Source organism: Falsiroseomonas sp. HW251, from assembly GCF_050563545.1.
GTDB lineage: Bacteria > Pseudomonadota > Alphaproteobacteria > Acetobacterales > Acetobacteraceae > Falsiroseomonas.
In genome coordinates this window covers 226,599-249,024 of record NZ_JBNXUM010000002.1, presented here as the reverse complement: position 1 = coordinate 249,024, position 22,426 = coordinate 226,599, and the positions used below count along the sequence as shown (strand labels likewise).

Genomic DNA, 22,426 nt, shown 5'->3' with positions numbered 1-22,426 from the left:
CCGGCACAGGGTTTCGACGCCGGTGCGTCCTTTCGTCGTCGAGGTCTTCGGGCCGGCAGGCGCCGGCAAGACCACCTTCGCGCAGGCCCTCCAGCAGGCCCTGCAGGCCGGGACGCGCTGCAGCAAGCTCATCACGAGCGCCCGTCCTGCGGAGCGCGCAGGCGCCGGCCCCGGCCTGCAGACAGCGATCCGCCGTTCCCTGATCGCCCCCTTGAGTCGAGCGTCCAAGGTCTTCGGGGCGATCGTGGGGCTCGGGGCGGACGATCCGGTAGGCGAGCGGCTGCTCGCACTATTTCCGGCACGATCCGCCGCGAGCCGGCTGCGCCACCGCCGCTACCTCGGGCGGCTCGCCCGCGCGGTCGCTCCGCAGCGCGCGGCGGGCGAGATCGTCATCCTCGACCAGGGCTACCTGTCGGCCGTCTGCTCGATGGCGGCGCGGTCGGGGCTGGCGCGTGCTGCGGATCGCGAGGCCGTCCTCACGCGCGCGCTCGACATCGTGCCGGCGGCCGACCTGATCGTATGGGTGGAGACGCCGCCCGACCTGGTGCTGGAACGCCTGCGCCACCGCCTGGCAAGGCAGACCGCTGCCGAGCGCCAGTTCGAGCCGGACTTGCCGACCATTCTGGACCAGGGGCATCTGGCGAAGGCCGTGCGCTGCCTGGTGCAGGCCCGTGGCTCCGACGAGCTGCAGGTGTGCGGGCTCGGCGAGGCCGGCGATGTCGCGCGCGTGGCCGGGGCGGTCGGCGCCCGGCTGGCGGAGCGGATGCGGTGAGGCGCGCGCACGCCCTGGCCCGATGCCGCGCAGACGCCAGCGCAGGCGGGAAGGGAGCAGCGATGTGAGCGCGAAGCTCTCGGTCGCAGCCGCGCCCACCGCCTCCCAGCGCAGATGGCCTGCCGCCCTGTCGCTCGAAGGCCGTATCTCGCGCCTGGCGACGGCGAGCGGCGGCTCGCTCGCGGTGCTCGTCAGCGGGGCCGCGCTCAGCTACCTGGCACAGGTCGCGACCGCGCGGCTGATCGGGCCGATGAGCTTCGGCGCATATGCGTATGTCCTGGCCTGGACGACCCTGCTGGGCCACGCCGCGACGCTGGGCTTCCGTGTCTCCCTGCTGCGGCTTCTCCCGGCCTATCGCGCCATGGGAGATTGGCCCCGCGCGCGCGGCCTCGCCCGCTTCTCGACCTGGAGCACGGCTGTCACGGCCTGCCTCGCCGCGGGCCTGGGGATGGCCGTGGTGGCCATCTCACTCGGCACCGGGTCGGAACAGGCGCAGGCCTTCCTGATCGGTCTCTGCGTGGTCCCGTTCGTCGCCTTGCAGCTCGTCGTCGCGGCGAGTGTCAGGGCCTGGGGGGGCGTCGTCTCGGCGCTCATCCCGGAACGCATTCTCCGCGATGCCAGCGCGGTCGTGGTCCTGGCCCTGGTCCTGGCGGGGGGCTGGCTCGCACCCGGGGCTCCGGCCGCAGCGCTGGCGCTCGTCGCGGGAGGCTTCATTTCGCTTGCGGCGAGCTGGACGATGGTCCGCCGCAGGAAGCCGCCGGAACTCGACCTCGCGCCGCCGATGCTGGCACCCCGCGACTGGCTCCGTCCGACCTTCCCGCTGACGGTGCTCATGCTGGCCGACGTGCTGATGAGCCGGGCCGGCACGCTTGTCCTCGGATCCATCGGCGCCAAGGAAGAAGCCGGGGTGTTCGCGGTCGCCTACAGCCTGTCGCTGCTCGCGGCGCTGCCGCGGATGGCCGTCGCCTCGGCCTTCGCGCCCACGGTCTCGGATCTGCACACACGGGGCGCAACGGCGAAGCTCCAGGCTCTCTCGGCCCGCGGTGCGCGGCTCGCGCTCGCGGCCACGCTGGTGGTCGCGGTGCCGCTGATGCTGGCGGCCAAGCCCCTGCTGGCCCTGTTCGGGCCGAGCTTCCAGGACGGCGCGCCGACAGTGGTCGTCCTCGTCCTCGCCCAGGTGTTCTCGGCGGCCTGCGGACCGCAGCAGCACCTCCTGACGATGACCGGCCACGAGCGCGCCGCGGCCTTCAGCCTGGCCGTTGCCGTCGCCGCGAACCTCGCTCTCGCCGTGCTGCTTGCCGGGCCGATGGGGCTCCTCGGGATCGCCCTGGCCTCGGGGGGCAGCCTGGTCGGCTGGAACCTGTTCCTGCTCGTCTTCGCGTGGTGCCGGCTGGGGCTTCGCCCCGGGCTGCGTGCCGTCTCGGACGACGAGGGATCGGACGTCGGAAAGGCCGCATGCCCCCGCACCGGAGCCCATCCATGAGCGAGCCGAGCGTCCTCCCGGCAGTCGGGCTCAGGGACGCGGGCGCAGCCGAAGCGACGCCGCCGCTTCCCGCGCCGCTGGTGACGCTGCGCGTGGCGCTCGAGCGGCTCGGCGTCCGCTATTGCCACTGGAAGAGCAACATCCGCTTGTCGCGCGCGCTGAGCGGCATGGAGGACATCGACCTTCTCGTCCACCGGGAGGATGCCTGCCACTTCCAGGCGGCTCTGGCGGAAGCCGGCTTCCGGCGCACCACCTCGCGCGCCGGACTGGGCCATCCGGGCGTCTTCCACGCGCTGGCGCTCGACGAGGCGAGCGGCCGGCTGGTGCATCTCCACGCCTATGTCCAGATCGTCGGCGGCGACAGCCTGGTGAAGAGCTACCGGCTGCCGGTGGAAGCGATCCTTCTGTCCGACCACCGCCTGCTGCACGGGTGGCCCGTTCCCTCGCCCGAGGCGGAACTCGCTGTCTTCGTGCTGCGCGTTGCGCTGAAACACGCCGGCCCGGTCGAGGCGGCGCTGGCGAATCGCGACTACGGCGGGACGGTCGAGGAGCTGGCATGGCTCCGCGCACAAGCCGACGAGGCACGGACCGCGCGGCTGTTCGCCACCCTGGTCCCGGGCGTCGGGCCTGAGCGCTTCGCGAGCCTCATGGCTGCGATCGGTCAGGAGCAGGCGCTCGGGCGGCGTATCATGCTCGGGATGCGCCTCGCCTGGTCCCTGCGCGGGCTGCGAAGGCTCGGCGCGGTGGCCGCGCTGCGGTCGCGCCTGCAGCGGGTGGCGTCCCTGGCCATGCGGCGCGTGACGGGTCGTAGGGACACGGTCCTCGAGACCGGCGGCGCCATCGTGGCACTGGTCGGGCCGAAGGCGACCGGCAAGTCGACGCTCGGCACCGGGATCGCCCGATGTCTCGCGAGCCAGCTCGACGTGGTGCGTATCCACGCCGGCAAGCCGCCCGCGACGATCCTCTCGGCGGCGCCGCGCATCCTGCTCCCCCTCGCGCGCAAGCTGTTCCCGGACGAACGGCCCAGTGCCTACGACAGCGAGGAACGGCGGCGCGATCGCCGCTTCTCGATGCTCTACGTCCTGCGCATGGTGCTGCTCGCCTACGATCGAAGCACGCTGCTGCGTCGGAGCCGCCGCGCGGCGGCGGCCGGCGCCATTGTGGTCAGCGATCGCTACCCGTCGGAGACGGAGGGCGCGATCGACGCCAGTTGCTTCGACCACGCGGCGTTGGATGCGTGCCGATCGCCGCTGAAGCGCCGGCTGATGCAGATCGAGCGCAGGCTCCACGCCTCCATGCCCCGGCCTCACCTCGTCCTCAAGCTCGAGGCGCCGATGGAAACCGCGATCCGGCGCGATGCGGAGCGGTCGAAGCCCGAGGGCCCGGACGCCGCGGCGGTGGTCCGGCGCTGGAGGCTCGAGACGCATGCCGAATTCCCGGGCACGCCGGTGGTGGTGCTGCGAACCGACGCGCCGCTGGACGAAACGCTGCGCACCGCCCTGCGGGAGGTCTGGTGCCGCCTCTGAACAGGGCGCGGCGGCGGTGCTCCGCCCCCGCGCTCCGCTAGACGCCTGGCCGGCGTCGCTCGCCAGGAGCGGCGTCGTGGAACGAAGCACAGGAGGAGCGACGAGCCATGGCCAAGACGAGCACTGTCCCCGGGACTGACCCGTCGAACGGTTTGCTGCCCGACCCGACCGGTGGCGCTTCCGGCAACGCCGATTTCGGCCTGAACCGGGCCAACCTTTTAGAGTCCGCGGATGAGATGGCGGCGCGGCTCGGCTTGTATGCCGGCCCTGGCCGTCTGGGCGCAGGCCGCGGCCTTGCCCTCGGCAGGGACGGCGGAAGCGATCTCCTGCGCCCCGATATCTCGTTCCGGGCCAATCCGCACGGCAAGCCTGATGCGGAGAATCCCTACGCGACGCTCGACTTCGCCTACTTCGTCGCCCTCGACACGGGGACGCTGACCAGCACGGCGGCGCTGGCCACGCCCGGCGGCATCACCGGGACCGACAACGGCGAAGACCTCGTCGGAACGGGCGGGCCCGATTCGATCTACGGCCTCGGCGGGAACGACCGCCTTTATGGCCGCGCCGGAAACGACCTGCTCGACGGCGGCGCCGGTGACGACCGCCTCGACGGGGGCGCCGGGCTGGACACCATGTATGGGGGCGCGGGGAACGACATCTATGTCGTAGACCATCCCGGCGACGTGGTCAGCGAGGCCGGCACGTCCGGCACCGACAGCGGCGGAACGGACTACGTCCTCAGCACGATCAGCACGTCGCTGGGTGCCTTCGTGGAACGCCTGGAGCTGCGCGGGACCGCGGATCTGAACGGCGCGGGCAACGAGCTTGCGAACAAGATCACCGGCACCACCGGCGCGAACGTCCTTTCCGGCGGGGCCGGCAACGACACGCTGCTGGGGCTGGAGGGCGACGACGTCCTGATCGGCGGTCCCGGCAAGGATTCGCTGAGCGGCGGGGCCGGGGCGGACACCCTGGTGTTCGGGTCCAACGACGGGCCCGCGGATGTGGTCGGCGATTTCGAGGCGGCAGACCGGATCGGCATCTACGCCGGCGCATTCCGGCTGACCGAGGGCGCCGGCCTCCGTAGCGGCCAGCTCGATCCCTCCTATTTCGTGGTCGGGCCGTCGGCCACGGTCTCGGGCCATGGCCAGTTCGTCTTCACGACCGGGACAAGCCCGAGCCTGAAGTGGGACCCGGATGGCAGCGGCGCGCAGGCGGCGATCACGCTGGCTACCTTCCCGTCGGGCACGCTCCTGTCCGCCGATCAGTTCCGCGTCTTCTCGGCGGCACCGGCCGCATCGGTGTCCACCTTCTCACCCGACCCGCAACCCGAGGACGCGGGCAAGGTCTTCTTCGCCCTGACGCTGTCCCAGGCCTGGTACCAGGATGTGATCCTGTCAGTGAGCACGGTGAACGGGACCGCCACCGCGGGCAGCGACTTCACGGCGGTGTCGAACACGCAGGTCCGCATCGCCGCAGGCCAGACCGTCGCCTATGTCGGGGTCGACGTCGCGAATGACAGTCAGGTCGAGCCGAAGGAGAACTTCTCGCTCCGGATCGACTCCGCGCAGATCGACGGCACTGGCCAGGCCCTGACCATCGTCGCCCCGGTCGCATCGACCGACATCACCGACCCGGCGCCGAGCGTGGTCGCCATCAATGACGTGTGGCAGTACGGCATCCCGGACCCATCCGGGCTCGGCTACAACACGACGACCGGCAAGCTGATGCTGTCCGACTCGGAGATCGATGAGGACCCGCTCTTCAATCCGACCGACATCTACGCCTTCAACCTCGCCGGCGGCGCGCCGACCGCGAGCTTTACCCCGAACTACACGAAGGAGCCGACGGGCCTGGCGATCGATGCGACGCGCGGCGTGATGTACGTCTCGGACGACGACAAGTACGTCATCAACGTCGTCGATCCAGCCAATCCGTCGGCACGCCAGTGGTCCTTCGACGTGCGGCCCCTCGGCTCCGACGACCCGGAGGATGTCGCGGTCGACCCCACCACGGGGCACCTGTTCATCGTCAACGGGCTCTCGCGCGCGGTGCAGGAAGTCGCGGTCAACCTTGCCACCCGGACGGCTTCGCTCGTAGACTCCTTCACCTTCGCCGACTCCCGCATCCTGGATCCGGAGGCGATCGCCTACGATGCCCAGCACAACCTGTTCCTGGTCGGCGGCGGGTTCGGCCCGGACGTCTTCCTCGTGGATCGGCACGGCAACACCGAAGGCGTCCTCACCATCCTGGAGGACTACCGGAACACGCATACAACCTCGGCCTCGGGTTCAATTCGGGCAAGCGTGAAGGACATCGAGCTCGCGCCGGCAAGCGACGGCAGCGGAGCGACGCACATCTACGTCGCGGATTACGGGCAGAGTCATCTGGTGGACGGGCGCACCATCGAGATCGACCCGGGGAACCTGTTCAGCCTGATTGCGTAGATCGCGCGCCGATCCGTCGCCGAAGTCCGGCGACGGATCGGTTCTTGGTTCTCAGAACCGGCGGGGTGCCGGAATCAGAGCATGAAGTCGGCCGCCGTGAAGGCGTGCTTGCCGGCGACGTTGAAGAAATACTCCGTGCCCGCGTCGTTGTCGGTGCTCAGTTGCACGACGGTGACATTCTTGGCGGAGTCGTAGGCAGCCCGGAGCTGTCCCGGCTTGCCCGCGCTGAACGCGGCCTCGCCGATGAAGGCGAAGGCCTGGTCGCCGGTCACGGCCGTGTTCGCGTCGATCGGCCTCAGGTCGAAGCGGTCCACGCCGTGTTCGAAGTCGGTGAAGAGATCGACCTTGCCGTTCCCGTCCATGTCACCGCCCCGGGCGAAGACGAAGACGTCCTTGCCGGCATTACCCGAGACCGTGTCAGCGCCATTGCCCGCATCGATGGTGTCGTCGCCGGCACCACCCGCCACGAGATCGTCCCCATTCTTCATCGTGATCGTGTTGGCCAGTGCGTTGCCGACGGCCGTGTCGTTGCCGGTCGTGCCCGCGAAGTTCGCGGTCGAGAAGGTGGCGGTGACATCTGTCGGCGTGGTGTCGCCTGGCGGAGGGGTGACCGGCGGGGGATCGGTTGGTGTCGAGCCCGACGACGAGGTGCCGGTGCTGGTGCCGATCCCGGGGTGCTCGGCGATCCACTCGGTTTTCGCCTGCTGCCAGTAGTCGCGGGCGGCTTGGCCCTGCAGGATCGTCCATCCCGCGGGCGGCGTCGGATAGCCGCTGGGGAGCGGCGTGTCGGAAAGGTTCAGGAAGACGTTGCCGTGCGACTCGACCGTGTGAGCCCAGGCGTCGAACATGCTGCGGTAGCTGTGGTGCTGAACGTCCTCGATCGCGAAGACGGTGTTGATGAAGCGCAGGTGGGGGGTGACCGCGCCATTCGTCGCGGAGTCGGTCTTGATCATCGAGGAATGCGTGAGCTCGCCCTCGTAAAGGAACGACTTCATCCGCATCAGGACGCCGTCGAGCGTCACCGTATTGTTGTGGCCGTCGACCGGATTGGCTGAGTCTGGATCGACGCTCACGCCGCTAAACACGCCGTCGAACAGGCAGTCGCGTATCGTACCGCTCTGGAGGCGGTCGTTCTCCACCGCATCGTCGCGGGCGTCGGTGACCCATACACGTTCGATGAGGAAGTTCGGGCTGTTCCAGGAGACGCGGACGGCGTCCCAGGTATCGGTGATGCGCCAGTCGCGGATGACGACATTCGGCGTGTCTTCTGTGCGGATAGCGGCCGCATTGCCGAAGTCATAGACGGTGCGCCAATCGGTCGTCAGGTCGATGTTGCCCATGATCGTGCCGCCATCGAGCACGACATCCGGCGCCTTGTAGATCGCGAACGGATAAGGATTGCTGTGCCCGTCAGCACTGTTGTTATCGTGAATCCAGGTTGAGTCGCCCGCGTTCACGATCGTGCCGGCTTCTAAGCCGGAAACTCGATATTGCGTATAACCGTATGCAGACGACAGATTGATGATATTCGTCATCGATACTCCTCCGTGATTGTTGCTATTTTGCACTGAAAATCGTGATCTTTGCACCATGGCCGGCTGTTGACGGCCTCTATGAATCAACCTCCGGTGGTATCAGCGGTGTTGCGTGCGGCTTATAGGGTTGCCGTACTTTCCCCTCATCGGCAGTAGAATTAATGCAACTTTTTGTTCAACCCCAAGGCGGTGCGGCAACAGTGTGAGCCAGCAACAGGTCTGCGCCCCTCCGAGCCCACCGCGCGTTGGGTGTAATCGAAGCCGCTGCGTTGCGGCAGGCACTGCCGCGCGGCAAAGAGTGGCAGAGGCTTCTCTACTTTAGGTTGATGTACGCCGCGCGTAGGGAGAGCGGCCAACCCCTTCTCACCGAGCCCCGATGTGAAGGACGGCCAGACTACGCGCCGACCCTGGATGACAGAGCCGCTTTTCCGAGCCGGTCTGCACCGTCAAGCCGCTGGCGAGGCATGGCATAGGAACGCCAAAGCATTGTGCTGGGCGACGTCGCTGACACTGAACGCGCCCTTCCCGCCGGCCATGTGCTGCGGGAAGTCAAGGCTGCCCGCCCTGCCGGTCAGGGCTTCCGCGACGTCGCGCAGGTCCTTGGCAGTGGTCCGGACGAACTCCTGGCGGTGACAGGCTGATGGCGTTGCCGCTGCAACAGACTACGCAGGACTGCGCAGCCTTTCTCGTTTCTCGTGACCGCTTCGGACGACGCCCACACTCCTTCGTGGGAGGGCTCTTTGGGATGATCTGCGTGCGCATTGGTATTACCGCTGCACTCCTACTGATTTCGCGCGTTTTCTCGGCGACCTCAGGCGCGCATTGTTCGACGCTACGCATCATTCGAGACAGTGCTGACGCTGCGGGCGGAGCAAGCTTGCAGAGAATTGGGTCGGTTGGTGCCGAAGTGCTTGGAGGAAGCGGCCGTGACAATCCGCGTCACAGTCATGGAGGAGAACCTTCGGCCGGGGTTCGAGCGTCTGCTGATCGAAGCCTGGGGCCAGACCTGGAGCGCCGACTACGCCGTCGACCTGATACGGTGGCGCTACTACGAACGTGCGGCGTTGGGCCAGACCTGGGTCGCGATCGATGGGACCAGCTGTGTCGCGATACTCGATTCCTATCTTCGGCCCTACCTGCTCAACGGAAGCCGGGTGCTTGTGCGCGAACCCTGCGACTGGTTCTGCCTGCCAGAGTACCGCCCGCGCGGCGTAGGGGTGCTCTTAATGAAACGCTTAATGGACTGCGACGAGCCGATGCTCTCGATTGGCGGCACGCCACCGACATTGGCTATCCTGCCACGACTCCGATGGACAAGGCTGCCGGAGGTGACGAAGCTCGTACTGCCACTTCGGGTGCGAGATTTCGCGGCGACAGCACTGCGCAAATGGTGGCCGGCGCAGGAACCGCTGGCCAGACTTGTTCCCGGTAAGATCCCGTACCGATGGCCGAAGCGACCCATCAGGCCGCATGAGGCCGCCCACGTTGTCGAATGGACGCCTGGAACGCCGCTACCCGTTTTGCGCGGAGCTCAGGACGGGCTGGTCGAGCTTATCGAACAGGCTGACGCGGACTGGATAGCCGGAATGCCGCGCTGGCTTGCGCAAGCGGTCGGCCTCGTTTTCTTCCTCGGCGAAGAGCCGGTCGGCTTCACCTTGTCCCAGATTGAGCCGTCCGCCGCTGGCCTTGATGCCTGCCTGGTGCACGTCCAGCTTTCGGATCACGCGCAGCCGCTGGTGAACTGGATCATCGCCGAGACTGCTTCGAACCTCGCCGCGCGAGGGGTCGGCATCATCCGCTGCTTGGCTTCGAGCCCCTCCAAGATTGCGGCGCTCGAAATGGCGGGGTTCTTTCGGACCACGCCGCGGCCCAGCTACTGGTGGCAAAGGGATCGTGAGCCAGCCCCCACGCAGCTCGATGCTGGATACTTGCGGGCGGATGACGCCGTGCCTCTGGCGGCGCTCCGCGGACGCCATCTTGGCGCGCCACCCGCTCGCGCGGGCCGGGCCGATAGGTCAGCCGCCTCTACGAGCAGACCTCGGTGATCGTCACCACCAACTTGGCGTTCGGCTAATGGGCCAGCGAATTCGGCGCCGACAAGATGACCACGGCGCTGCTCGACCGCCTGACGCGCCACTGCGACATCGTCGAGACCGGCGACGAGAGCTGGCGCTTCAAGAGCCGCGCCTGATCACCACCACAACCGGTGCAAGCGCGGCGCTGGCGGCCGAACACCAGAACCGGGTCCCTTGCCGGCGCCGATCCGCGGTCCCGTTTCCACGCTGATTGACAGCCAGGTCGCGCGCAGCACCTTCGTCACCGCGGCCTTCAGGCTCTCATGGGCGTCGGAGACGACCAGCTTCACGCCGGCCACGCCGCGGCGCTCGAGGGTGCGCAGGAAATCTAGCCAGAAGGGCTCTGCCTGCGAGCTGCCGACCGCCATGCCAAGCACCTCGCGTCGCCCGTCGGCGTTGGCGCCCACCGCGATGGTCACGGCGACGGGCTACATATCGGCCAATCAGACGGCCGCGTTGCGGCGCAGCCAGGCGACCATTCTCCAGCACCGTAAGGCCGCGCACCGCGCCGAGTCGGCGGTGTCACGATGAGTTGGCCGTCAAGCACCATCATGCCACGCGTTGCGCTTTGCGCCCGCTACTCGTCGGACCGGCAGTCGGAGCACTCGATCGCGGACCAGCTGCGCATCTGCCGCGAGCGTGCCGACCGGCAGGGCTGGACGGTGCTCGCCACCTTCCAGGACGCGGCGCTGTTCGGCTCGAGCATCCAGCGGCCGGGGTTCCAGGCGCTACAGGCGGCGATGCGGCGTGGCGATATCGACATTGTCCTTGGTCCATCCGAGCCCGCCGCGGAAGCCGCCCGGGTTCACGGTGGAGGGGCACCTCGCCTGGATGCTGGCGACCGCCCAGCCGGACCTGCCCGGCCACGTCGCGGAGAGCATCGCATGCGCTGGCCGGCTGTCAGTCAAGGAAGGAACGGGGGCCCGTCGGCCCCTGGCGGGGCGGGTCTGGGAGGGGCAGCGCGCCTCCCAGGTCGCTCACTCCACCCGTATCCCCGCGACCCGGATCACCTCGCCCCAGCGTGCATCCTCGGCCGCGGCGCGGGCGGCGAGCGCCTGCGGTCCCTCGCCGATCGGCTCGACGCCGAGGCCGGCGAAGCGCTCGCGCAGCGCGGGATCGGCGCAGGCCGCGGTGACCGCCGCCTCGACGCGCTCGGCGAGGTCCCGCGGCAGGCCCGCCGGCGCGGCGGCGGCGATCCAGGATGCGGCCTCGAAGCCCGGCAGGGTCTCGGCCACGGCGGGCAGGCCGGGCGCGAGAGGCGAGCGCACCGCGCCGGTCATCGCGATCGCCTTGGCCCGCCCGTCGCGCACCAGCGGCAGCCCGGTCGGGAAGCCATCCGCCGCGACCGGCACGCGGCCGGCGGCGAGGTCGAGCAGCGCGTCCGCGCTGCCGCGATAATGGATCAGCTCGGCATTCGCCTCCAGGCGGCGGAGCAGCAGCTCCGTCGCGAGATGCGGGATGACGCCGGCGCCGCCGGTGGCCCAGAGCGGCGGGCGCGGCTGGGCGCGAATCCAGTCGCCGAGCTGGGCCAGGTTGCTGGCCGGCACCGAGGGATGCGCCAGGATCACCCCGGGGAAGCGCGCGAATTCGGAGACCAGCGTGAAGTCGCGCGCGGGGTCGTAGCCGAGCGTGGCGTAGAGATGGCGGTTCACCGCGAGGTTCGCGGCGAAGAGCGTGCCGAAGGTGGTGCCGTCCGGCGCGGCGCGGGCGAGCGCGGCGGCGGCCAGGTTGCCGGCGGCGCCCGGACGGTTCTCCACCACGATGGGCTGGCCGAGGGCGGGTTGCAGCAGCGGCACGAGGAGGCGGGTCAGCAGGTCGGGCCCGGCGCCGGGCGGGAAGCCGACGATCCAGCGGACCGGGCGGGTGGGCAGCGACGCGCGGGCGGTCGCGGGCAGGGCGAGGGCGGCGGCGAGCAGCGCGCGGCGCGTGGGGCTGGGCATGGCGGGTCATAGAAGGATTTTCCGTCGACCTGCAAGATGGCTTCGGCCGATAGAATGGATGTTCCCAATAGTCGCCCGTGCGCGACATGGAACTCCTTCGTCACTGCCGCTCCGGGCCAGCGCTTGCCCCGCGCCGGCCCCCTCGCGCGGGATCGGGATGGATGGTACGCCGCCGCGCCCTGTCCTCCGCGCCGTCGCCGATCCGGAGTCGTCAATGCCCAAGCCCCGCCGCGCCGCCCCCTTCCCGCCAAGGCGGCCGGCATGAAGGCGGTCGCACTGATCCTGGCGGGGGCGATGGCGATTGCCGCTGTGCTGAACCTGCGCGCGCCGCGCTTCGTCCGCGCCGAATTCGCGCGCTGGGGCTACCCGTCCTCGCTGCGCATCGCCGTCGGCGTCGTGGAGGCCGCGGCGGCGGTGATGCTGCTCTTCCCGTCCTGGCGCGCGCGGGGCGCGGCGCTCGCGCTCGCGGTGCTGGCCGGCGTGATCGCGACCCTGCTGCGCGACCGCGCGTGGCTGCGGCTGGAATACCCGGTGGTGCTTGCGGTGCTCGCACTGCTGGTGCTGCGCGCGGCCTGACCTGCCCGCTTCCCTGGGCGGCTTCCCGCCGGGGGCAGGCAGGACTAGCCTCCCCGCCGGGATGGAAGCGCAACCACGCGGCGTGCCGCTCGGGATCGAGAGGCTCGCCGTCTCCTACGGACGCACGCAGGTGCTGCACGAGGTCTCGCTGGCGGTCGGCGCCGGGGAGTTCGTGGCGCTGCTCGGGCCCTCGGGCTGCGGCAAGACGACGCTGCTGCGCGCCATCGCGGGCTTCGTGCAGCCGAGCGCCGGGCGGATCATGGCCGGCGGGCGGGACATTACCCACGCGCCGCCGGAGAAGCGCGGCGCGGCGATGGTGTTCCAGTCCTATGCGCTGTGGCCGCATATGAGCGTCGCGAAGACGATCGGGTATGGGCTCGCCGTGCGCGGCTGGGATCGCGCACGGATTACCGCGCGGGTCGAGGAGATGCTGCGGCTGCTGCGGCTGGAAGGGCTCGGCGCGCGGTTGCCGGCGCAGCTGTCGGGTGGGCAGCGCCAGCGCGTCGCGATGGGCCGCGCGCTGGCGGTGGACCCCGAGATCCTGCTGCTCGACGAGCCCATGTCGAACCTCGATGCGCGCGTGCGGGAAGGTGTGCGGCACGAGCTGCGCGTGCTGCAGCAATCCCTGGGGATCACCGCGATCCACGTCACCCATGACCGGGAGGAGGCGATGATCCTCGCCGACCGGATCGTGGTGCTGGAGGAAGGCCGCATCGCGCAGGCTGGCCCGCCGGAGGAGCTGTGGCACCGGCCGGCCAACGCCTATGTCGCGGATTTCCTCGGCGCCACGAACCGCCTGCCGTTCGGCGGCGGCGTCGTGATGTTCAGGCCTGAGGAAGCGCGCGTGCTGGCGCCCGGCGAAGCGCTGGACGGGCCGGTCTTCGACGGCGTCGTCGCCTTCTGCGCCTATGCCGGCGGGCGCTGGCGCGCCACGGTCCGCGCCGCCGGCGCCGAGGCGCTGGTGGATGTGCCTCAGCGGCTGGAAGCCGGTGCCGCCGTGCGGCTCGGCATCCCCGAGGCCGCGGCGCATCGCTTCGCCGACACGGGACCGTCACCCGAACGTCACGTCGCCTACGCCGAGGCCGGATAACACCGCGCCCGGATGAACCAGAGGGAGGTATCCATGAACCGTCGCGCTCTTCTCCTCGCTTCCGCCGCCATCGCCGCGGCGCTGCCCGCCGGCGCGCAGCAGCGGGTTACGCTCAACGTGCTGACCGCCGGCGACCAGAACATGGTGGACTACATCACGGACTATCTCGGCCCGCTCTTCCAGCGGCAGAACCCGGGCGTCACGGTGCGCGCGATCGGCACCGGGCCGGGCGATGCCGGCAGCCAGCGCATCTGGGAACGGCTGGAGGCGCAGCGGCGCGCCAACAGCCAGTCCGTGGACGTGGATGTCGCGGTGGTGCACCAGGCGATGGCCGGCCAGATGGTGCGGGAGGGGCTGCTGTCCCGCTACCGCGACCAGGCGCAGACCGGGAACCTGACGACCGCCGCGGTGACGCGCAACGCGCTGGGCCAGAACGTGGACGGCTTCGTCATGCCGATGTTCAACAGCCAGGTCGCGATCGCCTACAACCCCGCCCGCGTGCAGAACCCGCCGCAGAGCTTCGCGGCGCTCGAGGACTGGGCGAAGGCCAACCCGCGCCGCTTCGGCTACAACGGCATCCGCGGCGGCATGTCCGGCGTCGGCTTCGTCTTCGGCTGGGCCTATGCCTTCGGGCCCGACCAGCGCCGCCTGATCGAGGGGCCGTATGACGCGGAAGCCATCGCCGCCCTGACGCCGGCACTGCAGCGGCTGCGCGAGTTCAATCGCAACGTCACCATCACCGGCGGCAATGCCGGCACGCTGGACGCGCTGAACCGCGGCGAGATCGACATGGGCCCGGTGTGGATGGACATGTTCTACACTTGGCAGGCGGAGGGTCGTCTTTCGCCGAGCCTGCGCCTGGTGCTGCCGGAGACCGGGCTGCCCGGGCAGCCCATGTACTACGTGATCCCGTCGCGCGCCGCGAATGCGGATGTCGCGCGCCGCTTCATCGAGCTCGCGACCAGCCCGCAGGTGCAGGCCGAAGGCATCGTGAAGCGTTTCAACTGGCTGCCCGGCATCGATGCGCAATATGTCCGCCAGCACCTGGACCAGGCGACCTGGGACCGGCTGTTCCGGGATGTCGGGCCTGATCAGTTGAGCCGCGGGGCGAGGCCGATGCCACAGGCGGAATTCATGCGCGCGATCCAGGAGGCGTATGAGCGGGTGGTGTTGAACTAGGTCGCCGTTCGGCGCGCGCTGTCGCAGTGACGTTCCTTCCTCGCAGCAGCGGTTCCCTCCCCCGCAAGCGGGGGATGGTCAGGGAGGGGGTGCTTCGTTGAGCGCGCCCTTGATCCTCGCACCCCCACCCCATCCCTCCCCCGCAAGCAGGGGAGGGAGGCGCATGGGCGGGGCAGGGAAGCGCGCGTGACCCGCCTCTTCCCCTACCTCCTCCTCGCCCCCGCGCTCCTCGTCGTCGGCGCCTTCTTCGTCCTCCCGCTCGGATTCTCCGTTGCCGGCGCCTTCGAGGGACCGGGCGGCCCGACCTTCGACAACCTCGGCCGCGCCTTCGGGCTCTATCGCACCGACCTGCTCTTCACGCTGGTCATCGTCGCGGCCTCCACCGCGCTGATTGGGATCGGCGCGGTCGCGATCGGCGGCTACCTCACGCTCGGGCGGAACAGGACGGCGGTGCGGATCCTGTCCGCGATGTATCGCTGGCCGCTCTTCATCCCCTTCATCGTCGCGGCGCAGGCGATGCGCGGCTTCATCGGGCAGAACGGGCTGATGAACAACACGCTCGTCTGGATCGGCCTGATGCCGCAGGAATGGGCGCAGAGCTTCCTGGACTGGCGCGGCATCGTCATCACCTTCGTCTGGAAGCAGCTGCCCTTCGCGACGCTGCTGGTCGCCGGTGCGATGGCCGCGCTCGACCGCGCGGGGATCGAGGCCGCGCAGAACATGGGCGCGGGGCGCATGCGCATTCTTCTCGGCATCGTGCTGCCGCAGGTCGCGCGGAACGTGATGGTCGCGCTGGTGCTGAGCTTCGTGACGATGATGTCGGTGCTGTCCGTGCCGCTGATGATCAGCGGGCAGTCGCCGACGATGCTGACGGTGGCGATGGCCTGGCGGATCAACTCGCTCGGCGACTACGGGACGGCGAACGCGCTCGGCCTCGTTGCCTGCGTCGCGAGCGGGATCGTCGCCTGGGCCTGGCTGCGGCAATCGGCGCGCGAGGCCGCGCGATGATGGCGCGCGATTCCGCACTCTGGTGGCTGCCGCGCGCGGTCCTGCTCGTGCTGTTTGCCTTCTTCGTCTTCGGCCCCGTGGTGAACCTGGTCCTCTGGTCCGTCGCGGAATCCTGGTTCTGGCCGAACCGCCTGCCCAGCCAGTACGGCTTCCGCTTCTGGGAACGCGTCTTCCGCCCCCAGGGCCAGGCGATGGAGAGCCTGTGGCTGTCCATCTGGGTGGCGAGCCTGACCACGCTGCTGTGCCTCGCGGTCTCGATCCCCGCGGCCTGGGCGCTGGCCAAGGCCAGGCTGCATTGGCGCGCAGCGATCCTGCTGGTGTTCCTGCTGCCGCAGGCCTTCCCGAACCTGCCGGTCTACATCAACGTCGCGCGCATCTTCTTCGCCTTCAACCTCAACGGCACGGTGCCGGGCGTCGTGCTGGTGCATGCCGCGCACGGCCTGGTCTATTCGATCTGGATCGCGACGGCGGCCTTCGCCGCGGTCGACGACGACCTCGAACTCGCGGCGCGCAACATCGGCGCCTCGGGGTTCACGGCCTTCCGCACGGTGACGCTGCCGCTGGCCGCGCCGGGCATCGCGGCGAGCGCCATCTTCGTCTTCCTGGAATCGCTCGACGAGTTCACCGCGACCTATTTCGTCGGCGCACCGGAGGTCCGCACCCTGCCGCTGCTGCTGTTCAGCGCGGCCTCCGGCGGCAACATGCAGATCGCCGCGATCACCGCGCTGATCCTGCTGGTGCCGAGCGTGCTCTTCATGCTGCTGGTCGAGCGCTTCCTGCGCGCCGACGTCCTGGCGAAGGTCGGGAAATAGTCAGAGCCCTGCCTTCTGCAGCGCCAGCGCGCCCATCACGCGCAAGCGCGCCGGCAGCGTCAGCTCATGGCCCCAGACGCTCGGCATCGGGCCTTCCGGCGCCGGGCCCTCGACGCCCGCGCCCATGCCGGCGCCGACCTCGATTTCGAAGCCGGACGGCGTGTGCGCGTAGAACGAAACCGTGCCGTCCGGCAGCGCATGCCGGCCGAGCTCGAGGCTGATCGGCACCTTCGCCGCCTTCGCCCGCGCGCGCATCCCCACGACGTCGGCCACCTCCGGCGCCTCGAACTCGATGTGGTGCAGGCGCCGCCGTCCCGGCACGTTCAGCACCGCCAGGCAGTGGTGCCGCGCCGGCGAGCCGAGGAAGCCGCCGCGCAGGTCGAGCGGCCCGACGCGACCGCGCATCCGCTCGTTCAGTCGCAGGCCGATCGCGGCCTCGTAGAAATCCACGAGCGGCTCGGGCGACGGGCTGGCCAGCGCGACATGCCCGATCGGCCAGGAGCCGTCGCCGGGCTCCGTCACTTCGGCCAGCAGCAGGTCCAGCACGTTGCCCGCGGGATCGGCGCAGCGAATGGCGCGCGCGGCGCCCTCGGCCTCGATTGTCTCCAGCATGGCGCCGGTCGCGGCGATGCGCGCCAGCGCGTCGCGATACGCGGCCTCGTCCTGCCAGGCCAGTCCGAGCGCGACCAGGTCGTCGCGCGGGCCTTCCGTGACGCGCAGCGCGCGGCTGCGGCGCGCGGCGTTCCAGTCCACCCGCGCGTCGCCGCCGGTGATCGCGTCCACGAAATCCCGCCAGCGATCCGGGCGGCGCACCTCCACCGCGGCATAGGCGATCGTGACCTGCTCGTCGTTCCTCATGGCTCGATATCCTCCTCGCGGCCGGCACCGCGTGGCCACGGACCTAGCGCCCGCAAGCCTTCCACCGTGAGAACCACTCTTGCGGAGCGGTTCACCGGAATTGAAGAATGGCGCCGTGTTCGACTGGGACGATCTGAGGGTCTTCCTCGCGGTGGCGCGGCGGGGCTCGACATTGGCGGCGGCGAAGGCGCTGGGCATCGGCCAGGCCACCGCGGCGCGCCGCGTCGCGGCGCTGGAGGAGGCGCTGGGCCAAGCGCTTTTCGAGCGCCGGCAGGACGGGTACCGGACCACGCCGGCCGCCCAGGCCCTGCTGCCGGCCGCCGAGGCGATGGAGCGCGCGGCCGCCGCCGTGGCGGATGCGGCGGCCGCGCTGAACCGCGGCGCGACCGGCACGCTGCGCATCACCACCATCGACATGGCCGCGAGCTTCTGGGTACTGCCGGACCTGCCGGATTTCCACCGCGCGCATCCCAACGTGCAGGTCGAGCTGCTGACCACCGAGGAGCGGCTCGACATCGCCCGCGGCGAGGCCGAGATCGGCATCCGCTTCGGCAGCGCGCCGGAGGAGCCGGGCCTGGTGGTGCGTAGGCTCGGCACGCTGCGCATGGGCCTGTTCTGCAGCGAGGCCTATGCGAAGGCGCATGGCGTGCCGGCCAGCGTGGAGGAGATCGGGCGGCACGCCATCATCCGCGGCAGCGGCTACATCGACAGCCGGCCCTACAATGCCTGGCTCGCCGCCCGCGCACCGGGCGCGCGCATCGCGCATCGCGCGAGCAGCGGCCTCGGCATCCTCGAGGCGATCCGCGCCGGTGTGGGCATCGGCTGGCTGCCCTGCGGTTTTCTGGAGGACGAGCTGATCCAGCTCTTCCCGCCGCCGCCCGAGCTCGACGCCGGCGCCTTCCTGGTGACGGGCGAGGCGCTGCGGCGCCTGCCGCATGTCCGCGCCTTCATCGATTTCTTCGCGCCCCGGATGGCGGCGCGGCTGAAGCGCGCGGGTTAGCCCGCGATCGCTCTGAGTGTGCACGCCGCAGGCGGGCATACGACGAGCGTGAATCGCCGGGCCGGAGAAAGCTGGACCCACATGCCCTGACCACAGTCAGGGCAGTGCGGGTCTAGCTGACGGCGACGCGGAAGCCGTTGCCGCGCCAGGAACCCGCGGGCTCGAGGCTGCCGCGATAGGTGCAGTTCGCCTTCTCCGCGCCGGAGGAGAAGCAGCCGCCGCGCAGCACGCGGCGGATGATCGGTGCGGCATCCGGGTCCTCGCGCCCGTCATCGGCGTAGGGGTAGCGGAAGGATGACGTGGCCATGTCCTCGCCCCAGTTGGTCGTGCACCATTCCCAGACTTGGCCCGCCATGTCGTCGGCACCAAAGGGCGAGCGGCCCGCCGGGAACAGGCCGACGGCGCAGCGGTCGTTGACGCCGGCTTCCTCGGAATTGCAGCGCAGCGGAGCCCAGGGGCCGGACCAGGGATAGACCTGCGAGTCGGAGGCGGGCTGGCCGCCGCGCGCGGCGTGTTCCCATTCGGGCTCGGTGGGCAGGCGGACGGTCTCCTGCGCGGCGATACGGCCTTCAGCGCGCCAGAGCGGGGTGATCCAGGCGCAGAAGGCGCGGGCGTCGTGCCAGGAGAGGTCGGTCGCGGGCGCGTTCGCCATGGCGGGATCGCGTCCGTCCGCCGAATGCCAGGCGCGGCCGGTCGCGTCCACGAAGCCGGCGTAGAGCGCGTTGACCACGGGAAAGCGCCCGACGCGGAAGGGCGCGAGCGTGACCTGGTGCGGCGGCGCGGAATTCGGGTGCAGCGCTGAGCCCATGGTGAAGGTCCCGCCCGGCACGGCGACGAGTTCCGCGAGGTCGCGCGGATCCCCGGCGCGAGCGAGGTGCCGGCCCGCCCGCAGCCTCGCGGGCAACGGCAGGTCGTCGCGCGCGATGGCGCGGGCAAGCGCCTCGGCGGGCGCGCTCGCGATGTCGGCGGCCAGCACCATCAGGTCGCTGCGGCCGGTCGCGACGAGGGCCTGCGCGACCGTCGCATCCCGCATGTGACGGATGGCGCCATGCCAGCGCGGATCGGCGGCGAGGCGCGCGACGCGGTCGGCGGGCAGCGTCGCGAGATGCAGCGCGGTGGCACGTTCGGCGGCGAAGCGCGGGAAGGCATCGGTGCCGAGCCGAATCGCAGTGAAGGCCGCGGCGGGATCGGGCAGCGCGGCGTGGGACAGCGCGAGGGACATCAGGCCGGGATTGGCGGGCAGGCCGGGGCGCTTCCCGAAGGCCTCGCGCTGCGCGGGCAGCGGCGGGAGCAGGCGGTGGCGTCGCACGCCGAGCGGGATCGGCCAGGCGCCGCACGCCTCGGCGTCGCCGAGCAGCAGGGCGCGGCGGCCTTGAGCCGCCAGCGCGGCGAGCAGCGCAGGGCCGCCGTCGCCGAGACGCTCGGCCCGGTCGACGATGAGCAGGCCGTCGTCGGGCAGCATCGTGACGGGCGCGTCCAGCAGATGCGGGAGGATGGCGGTCTTCCATTCCTCGCGCATCGTCGTGCCGGCCTCGTCGCGCGGGACGTCGGAGGCGAGGGTGCCGAGGTTGAAGCGCGCATCGCCCAGCGCCTCGCCGGCAAGATGCAGCGCCAGGCGGCGTGCGAGGACCGTCTTGCCGGACCCGGCCTCGCCGACCAGCAGCAGGACCGGCACGTCCTGCGCGAGCTCCAGCGCGGTGAAGAATTGCGGCGTGCGCGGCGTGGAGTCACGGAGACGCCGCAGGCCCTTCGCGGCCTTGTCCTCCAGGCTGAAATCCACCAGCGCGGGGATGCAGCCATCGGCGAGGGTGCGCGTGCCGTAGAGGATCGTCGCCGCGCAGTCCTGCAGCAGCGCGGCGAGCGTCATGTGAAGAGCGCCGCGACCTCGGGCTTGCGGAAGTGCTGGACCTGCAGCGCGTAGCCCGCGGGGTCTTCGAAGAAGAAGAACCTGTCGCACCAGGTGGCGCTGCGGATCTCGGTCAGGTTGGGGACGCCGGCGGCAGAGAGCCTGGCGTGCCAGCCCTCGACGTCGTCGGTGACCATGCAGAAGAGGGCGGCGGATTTCGGCGTGGTCTTCAGGTGCCCCTTGTTGCCGTCCACGATGCCGAAATACGACCGGCCCACGCGGTAGATGCGCGCCATGCCCTGGTCCACGACGAGCTCGAAGCCGAGCGTTTCCTCGTAGAAGCGCGCGATCGGGGCGAGGTCGTCGTAGTAGAAGAAGGTGATGGCGTAGTCCGCTTGCATCGTCATTCGCTGCGTCTCCGGGGGTCGAACCAGTCGCCCAGCGCATCGCCGATCAGGTTGAAGCCGATCACCGTCGCCAGGATGGCGAGGCCCGGCGCCAAAGCAGGCCAGGGCGTCTCGCGCAGGTATTGCAGGTTGGCCGCGACATCCGCGCCCCATTCCGGCGCCGGCGGCTGCGCGCCGAGGCCCAGGAATCCGAGCCCGGCGGTCTGCAGGATCGCGCTGCCGACGGCGAGCGAGGCCTGCACCAGCAGCGGCCCGATGCCGTTGGGCAGGACATGGCGGCGGATGATTGCGCCGGGCGTGCTGCCCGCGGCGACCGCGGCCTCGACATAGGGCAGCACGGAGATGGAAAGCGCCTGCGCGCGGGCGAGCCGCGCGAATTGCGGCGCGAGCGCGACGGCGACGGCCAGCATCGCATTCGTCAGGCTCGGGCCGAGCGCGGCGGCGAGCGCGATGGCGAGCACGAGGGACGGGAAGGACAGCAGCGCGTCCACCACCCGCATCATCACCAGGTCCGGCCAGCCACCGGCGAAGCCCGCGATCAGTCCAAAGGTCGTGCCGGCGAGGAAGGCGAGCGCGACGACGCCGATGCCGATCGTCAGCGTGGCCTGGCCGCCGTGCAGCACGCGGGCCAGCACGTCGCGGCCGAAGAAGTCGGTGCCGAAGGGGTGCGCGAGCGAGGGCGGGCGCAGCGCGGCTTGCATGTCGATCGCGATGGGGGAGACGGTGAAGACAGGGCCGATGGTGACGGCCAGCAGCACCGCCAGCAGGATCAGCGCGCCCAGTGCAGCCAGCGGATTGTGCCGCAGGAAATGCATCAGAGGCGACGCCTGACGCGCGGGTCCAGCACGCCGTGCAGCAGGTCCACGCCGAGCGAGACCAGCATGAACAGCGCGGCGAAGACCAGCGTCGCGCCCTGGATCACGGGGTAGTCGCGGTTGCGGATCGCCTCGAACATCCAGCGGCCGATGCCGGGCCAGGCGAAGACGGTTTCGGTCAGGATCGCGCCCCCGAGAAGCTCGGCGAACTTCAGGCCGAGGATGGTGACCGCGGGCAGCAGCGCGTTGCGCAGCGCATGGACGAAGACGACCGCCCGCTCCGGCAGGCCCTTCGATCGCGCGGTGCGGATGTAGTCCTCCTGCAGTGCTTCGAGCATCGAGTTGCGGACGAAGCGCGCCAGCGTCGCGGCGAGGAAGGCGGCCAGGACAGCGGTCGGCAGGGCGAGGTGGCGGAGCGCGTCGCCGACGGCTTCGATGTCGCCGGCCAGGGCCTGGTCGAGGACGGCGAAGCCTGTGACGGGCTCGTCGTAGAACATCGGGCTCGCGCGGCCGGAGATCGGCAGCCAGCCCAGCCAGATGCCGAAGACCAGCTGCAGCACGACGGCGAGCAGGAAGGCCGGCATCGAAACGCCGGCCAATGAGACCACGCGGACGACGTGGTCGAGGACGGTGTTGGCGCGGACGGCGGTCAGCACGCCGACGGGGATGCCGACAAGGATCGCGACGAACGTCGCGGCGATGGCGAGCTCGAGCGTGGCGGGGAGGCGGAGGAGGACCTCGTTCAGCACGGGCGCCCCGGTCTTGAGGGAGCGGCCGAGGTCGCCCTGCAGGACGCCCGTCACATACGACAGGAACTGGATCGGCGCGGGGCCGTCGAGATGGAGTTGCGCGCGCAAGGCCTCGATCTGCTGCCGGGTTGCGCCGGGGCCGAGCAGCGTCGTCGCGGGGTCGCCGGGGATGGCGCGCGACAGGGCGAAGACGATAGCGAGGACGAGAAGAAGGACGGGGAGGGTGGCGAGCAGGCGCTGGGCGATGAAGCGGATCATGGGGTGGGCCTGTCCTGCACGCCCCCCTCAGCCAACCCGCTCCCCGTCGC

20 protein-coding genes and 3 pseudogenes are annotated in these 22,426 nt (G+C 70.4%); 14 read left to right on the top strand and 9 right to left on the bottom strand.

Annotated elements, in window-relative coordinates; translation table 11 throughout:
- Positions 1–22: 22 nt before the first annotated feature.
- The 4 genes from ACLF3M_RS03110 to ACLF3M_RS03095 all read left to right on the top strand — a co-directional run bounded on the left by ACLF3M_RS03110 (position 23) and on the right by ACLF3M_RS03095 (position 6,228).
- Positions 23–772 (top strand): AAA family ATPase, encoded by a 750-nt coding sequence (locus ACLF3M_RS03110; protein WP_430655376.1) that lies wholly within the window; start codon positions 23–25, stop codon positions 770–772.
- A gap of 64 nt (positions 773–836) precedes the next feature.
- A complete protein-coding gene (locus tag ACLF3M_RS03105) occupies positions 837–2,255 on the top strand; it encodes a lipopolysaccharide biosynthesis protein (protein ID WP_430655375.1) in 1,419 nt (472 codons plus the stop codon).
- Positions 2,252–3,781 carry a hypothetical protein gene (locus tag ACLF3M_RS03100; protein ID WP_430655374.1) on the top strand — a complete coding sequence of 510 codons (1,530 nt, stop codon included), beginning with the start codon at positions 2,252–2,254 and terminating at the stop codon, positions 3,779–3,781. Before ACLF3M_RS03105 ends, ACLF3M_RS03100 begins: the two co-directional genes overlap by 4 nt.
- Positions 3,782–3,888: 107 nt before the next feature.
- Positions 3,889–6,228: a Calx-beta domain-containing protein gene (locus ACLF3M_RS03095; RefSeq protein WP_430655373.1), complete on the top strand. Its 2,340-nt coding sequence runs from the start codon at positions 3,889–3,891 to the stop codon at positions 6,226–6,228.
- A gap of 74 nt (positions 6,229–6,302) precedes the next feature.
- On the opposite strand, the gene ACLF3M_RS03090 is transcribed toward ACLF3M_RS03095, so the two are convergent.
- Positions 6,303–7,763 (bottom strand): M10 family metallopeptidase C-terminal domain-containing protein, encoded by a 1,461-nt coding sequence (locus tag ACLF3M_RS03090; RefSeq protein WP_430655372.1) that lies wholly within the window; start codon positions 7,761–7,763, stop codon positions 6,303–6,305.
- Positions 7,764–8,251: 488 nt separating this feature from the next.
- Between ACLF3M_RS03090 and ACLF3M_RS03085 the strand changes: the two genes are divergently transcribed.
- The 3 genes and pseudogenes from ACLF3M_RS03085 to ACLF3M_RS03075 form a co-directional block, all read left to right on the top strand.
- A complete protein-coding gene (locus ACLF3M_RS03085) occupies positions 8,252–8,404 on the top strand; it encodes a hypothetical protein (RefSeq protein WP_430655371.1) in 153 nt (50 codons plus the stop codon).
- Positions 8,405–8,689: 285 nt separating this feature from the next.
- On the top strand, positions 8,690–9,808 hold the full coding sequence (locus tag ACLF3M_RS03080) for a hypothetical protein (RefSeq protein ID WP_430655370.1): 1,119 nt from the start codon (positions 8,690–8,692) through the stop codon (positions 9,806–9,808).
- Positions 9,778–9,954: pseudogene (locus ACLF3M_RS03075) on the top strand (ATP-binding protein); the annotation flags it as partial. The gene ACLF3M_RS03080 and the pseudogene ACLF3M_RS03075, both read left to right, overlap by 31 nt.
- A 102-nt stretch (positions 9,955–10,056) precedes the next feature.
- Here the strand turns inward: ACLF3M_RS03075 and ACLF3M_RS03070 are convergent.
- Positions 10,057–10,263: pseudogene (locus ACLF3M_RS03070) on the bottom strand (transposase); the annotation flags it as partial.
- Between the two features lie 102 nt (positions 10,264–10,365).
- On the opposite strand from ACLF3M_RS03070, the pseudogene ACLF3M_RS03065 reads away from it, so the two are divergent.
- A pseudogene (locus ACLF3M_RS03065) lies at positions 10,366–10,548 on the top strand (recombinase family protein); the annotation flags it as partial.
- A gap of 18 nt (positions 10,549–10,566) precedes the next feature.
- Here ACLF3M_RS03065 and ACLF3M_RS03060 read toward each other — a convergent pair.
- Positions 10,567–10,719: a hypothetical protein gene (locus tag ACLF3M_RS03060; RefSeq protein ID WP_430655369.1), complete on the bottom strand. Its 153-nt coding sequence runs from the start codon at positions 10,717–10,719 to the stop codon at positions 10,567–10,569.
- Between the two features lie 96 nt (positions 10,720–10,815).
- Positions 10,816–11,778 (bottom strand): Bug family tripartite tricarboxylate transporter substrate binding protein, encoded by a 963-nt coding sequence (locus ACLF3M_RS03055; protein WP_430655368.1) that lies wholly within the window; start codon positions 11,776–11,778, stop codon positions 10,816–10,818.
- A gap of 261 nt (positions 11,779–12,039) precedes the next feature.
- On the opposite strand from ACLF3M_RS03055, the gene ACLF3M_RS03050 reads away from it, so the two are divergent.
- The 5 genes from ACLF3M_RS03050 (at position 12,040) to ACLF3M_RS03030 (ending at position 16,443) form a co-directional block, all read left to right on the top strand.
- Positions 12,040–12,354 carry a DoxX family protein gene (locus ACLF3M_RS03050; protein WP_430655367.1) on the top strand — a complete coding sequence of 105 codons (315 nt, stop codon included), beginning with the start codon at positions 12,040–12,042 and terminating at the stop codon, positions 12,352–12,354.
- Positions 12,355–12,415: 61 nt separating this feature from the next.
- Positions 12,416–13,444: an ABC transporter ATP-binding protein gene (locus ACLF3M_RS03045; protein ID WP_430655366.1), complete on the top strand. Its 1,029-nt coding sequence runs from the start codon at positions 12,416–12,418 to the stop codon at positions 13,442–13,444.
- Positions 13,445–13,477: 33 nt separating this feature from the next.
- A complete protein-coding gene (locus ACLF3M_RS03040; RefSeq protein WP_430655365.1) occupies positions 13,478–14,623 on the top strand; it encodes an extracellular solute-binding protein in 1,146 nt (381 codons plus the stop codon).
- Between the two features lie 186 nt (positions 14,624–14,809).
- Complete coding sequence (locus tag ACLF3M_RS03035; protein ID WP_430655364.1) at positions 14,810–15,631, top strand: ABC transporter permease; 822 nt, start codon at positions 14,810–14,812, stop codon at positions 15,629–15,631.
- The gene (locus ACLF3M_RS03030; RefSeq protein ID WP_430655363.1) at positions 15,631–16,443 is read left to right on the top strand and encodes an ABC transporter permease; all 813 of its coding nucleotides are present in this window, start codon (positions 15,631–15,633) and stop codon (positions 16,441–16,443) included. Before ACLF3M_RS03035 ends, ACLF3M_RS03030 begins: the two co-directional genes overlap by 1 nt.
- Here the strand turns inward: ACLF3M_RS03030 and ACLF3M_RS03025 are convergent, their stop codons facing one another.
- Positions 16,444–17,301 (bottom strand): VOC family protein, encoded by an 858-nt coding sequence (locus tag ACLF3M_RS03025; RefSeq protein ID WP_430655362.1) that lies wholly within the window; start codon positions 17,299–17,301, stop codon positions 16,444–16,446. It lies immediately after the preceding gene.
- A gap of 115 nt (positions 17,302–17,416) precedes the next feature.
- On the opposite strand from ACLF3M_RS03025, the gene ACLF3M_RS03020 reads away from it, so the two are divergent.
- The gene (locus tag ACLF3M_RS03020; RefSeq protein ID WP_430655361.1) at positions 17,417–18,301 is read left to right on the top strand and encodes a LysR family transcriptional regulator; all 885 of its coding nucleotides are present in this window, start codon (positions 17,417–17,419) and stop codon (positions 18,299–18,301) included.
- Between the two features lie 112 nt (positions 18,302–18,413).
- On the opposite strand, the gene ACLF3M_RS03015 is transcribed toward ACLF3M_RS03020, so the two are convergent.
- The 4 genes from ACLF3M_RS03015 to ACLF3M_RS03000 are packed head-to-tail and all read right to left on the bottom strand — an operon-like array spanning position 18,414 to position 22,376.
- On the bottom strand, positions 18,414–20,168 hold the full coding sequence (locus tag ACLF3M_RS03015) for an SUMF1/EgtB/PvdO family nonheme iron enzyme (protein ID WP_430655360.1): 1,755 nt from the start codon (positions 20,166–20,168) through the stop codon (positions 18,414–18,416).
- Complete coding sequence (locus ACLF3M_RS03010; protein WP_430655359.1) at positions 20,165–20,554, bottom strand: VOC family protein; 390 nt, start codon at positions 20,552–20,554, stop codon at positions 20,165–20,167. Before ACLF3M_RS03010 ends, ACLF3M_RS03015 begins: the two co-directional genes overlap by 4 nt.
- Positions 20,551–21,369 (bottom strand): ABC transporter permease, encoded by an 819-nt coding sequence (locus ACLF3M_RS03005; RefSeq protein ID WP_430655358.1) that lies wholly within the window; start codon positions 21,367–21,369, stop codon positions 20,551–20,553. The genes ACLF3M_RS03010 and ACLF3M_RS03005 overlap by 4 nt, the downstream gene beginning before the upstream one ends.
- Complete coding sequence (locus tag ACLF3M_RS03000) at positions 21,369–22,376, bottom strand: ABC transporter permease (RefSeq protein ID WP_430655357.1); 1,008 nt, start codon at positions 22,374–22,376, stop codon at positions 21,369–21,371. The genes ACLF3M_RS03005 and ACLF3M_RS03000 overlap by 1 nt, the downstream gene beginning before the upstream one ends.
- Positions 22,377–22,426: the final 50 nt, after the last annotated feature.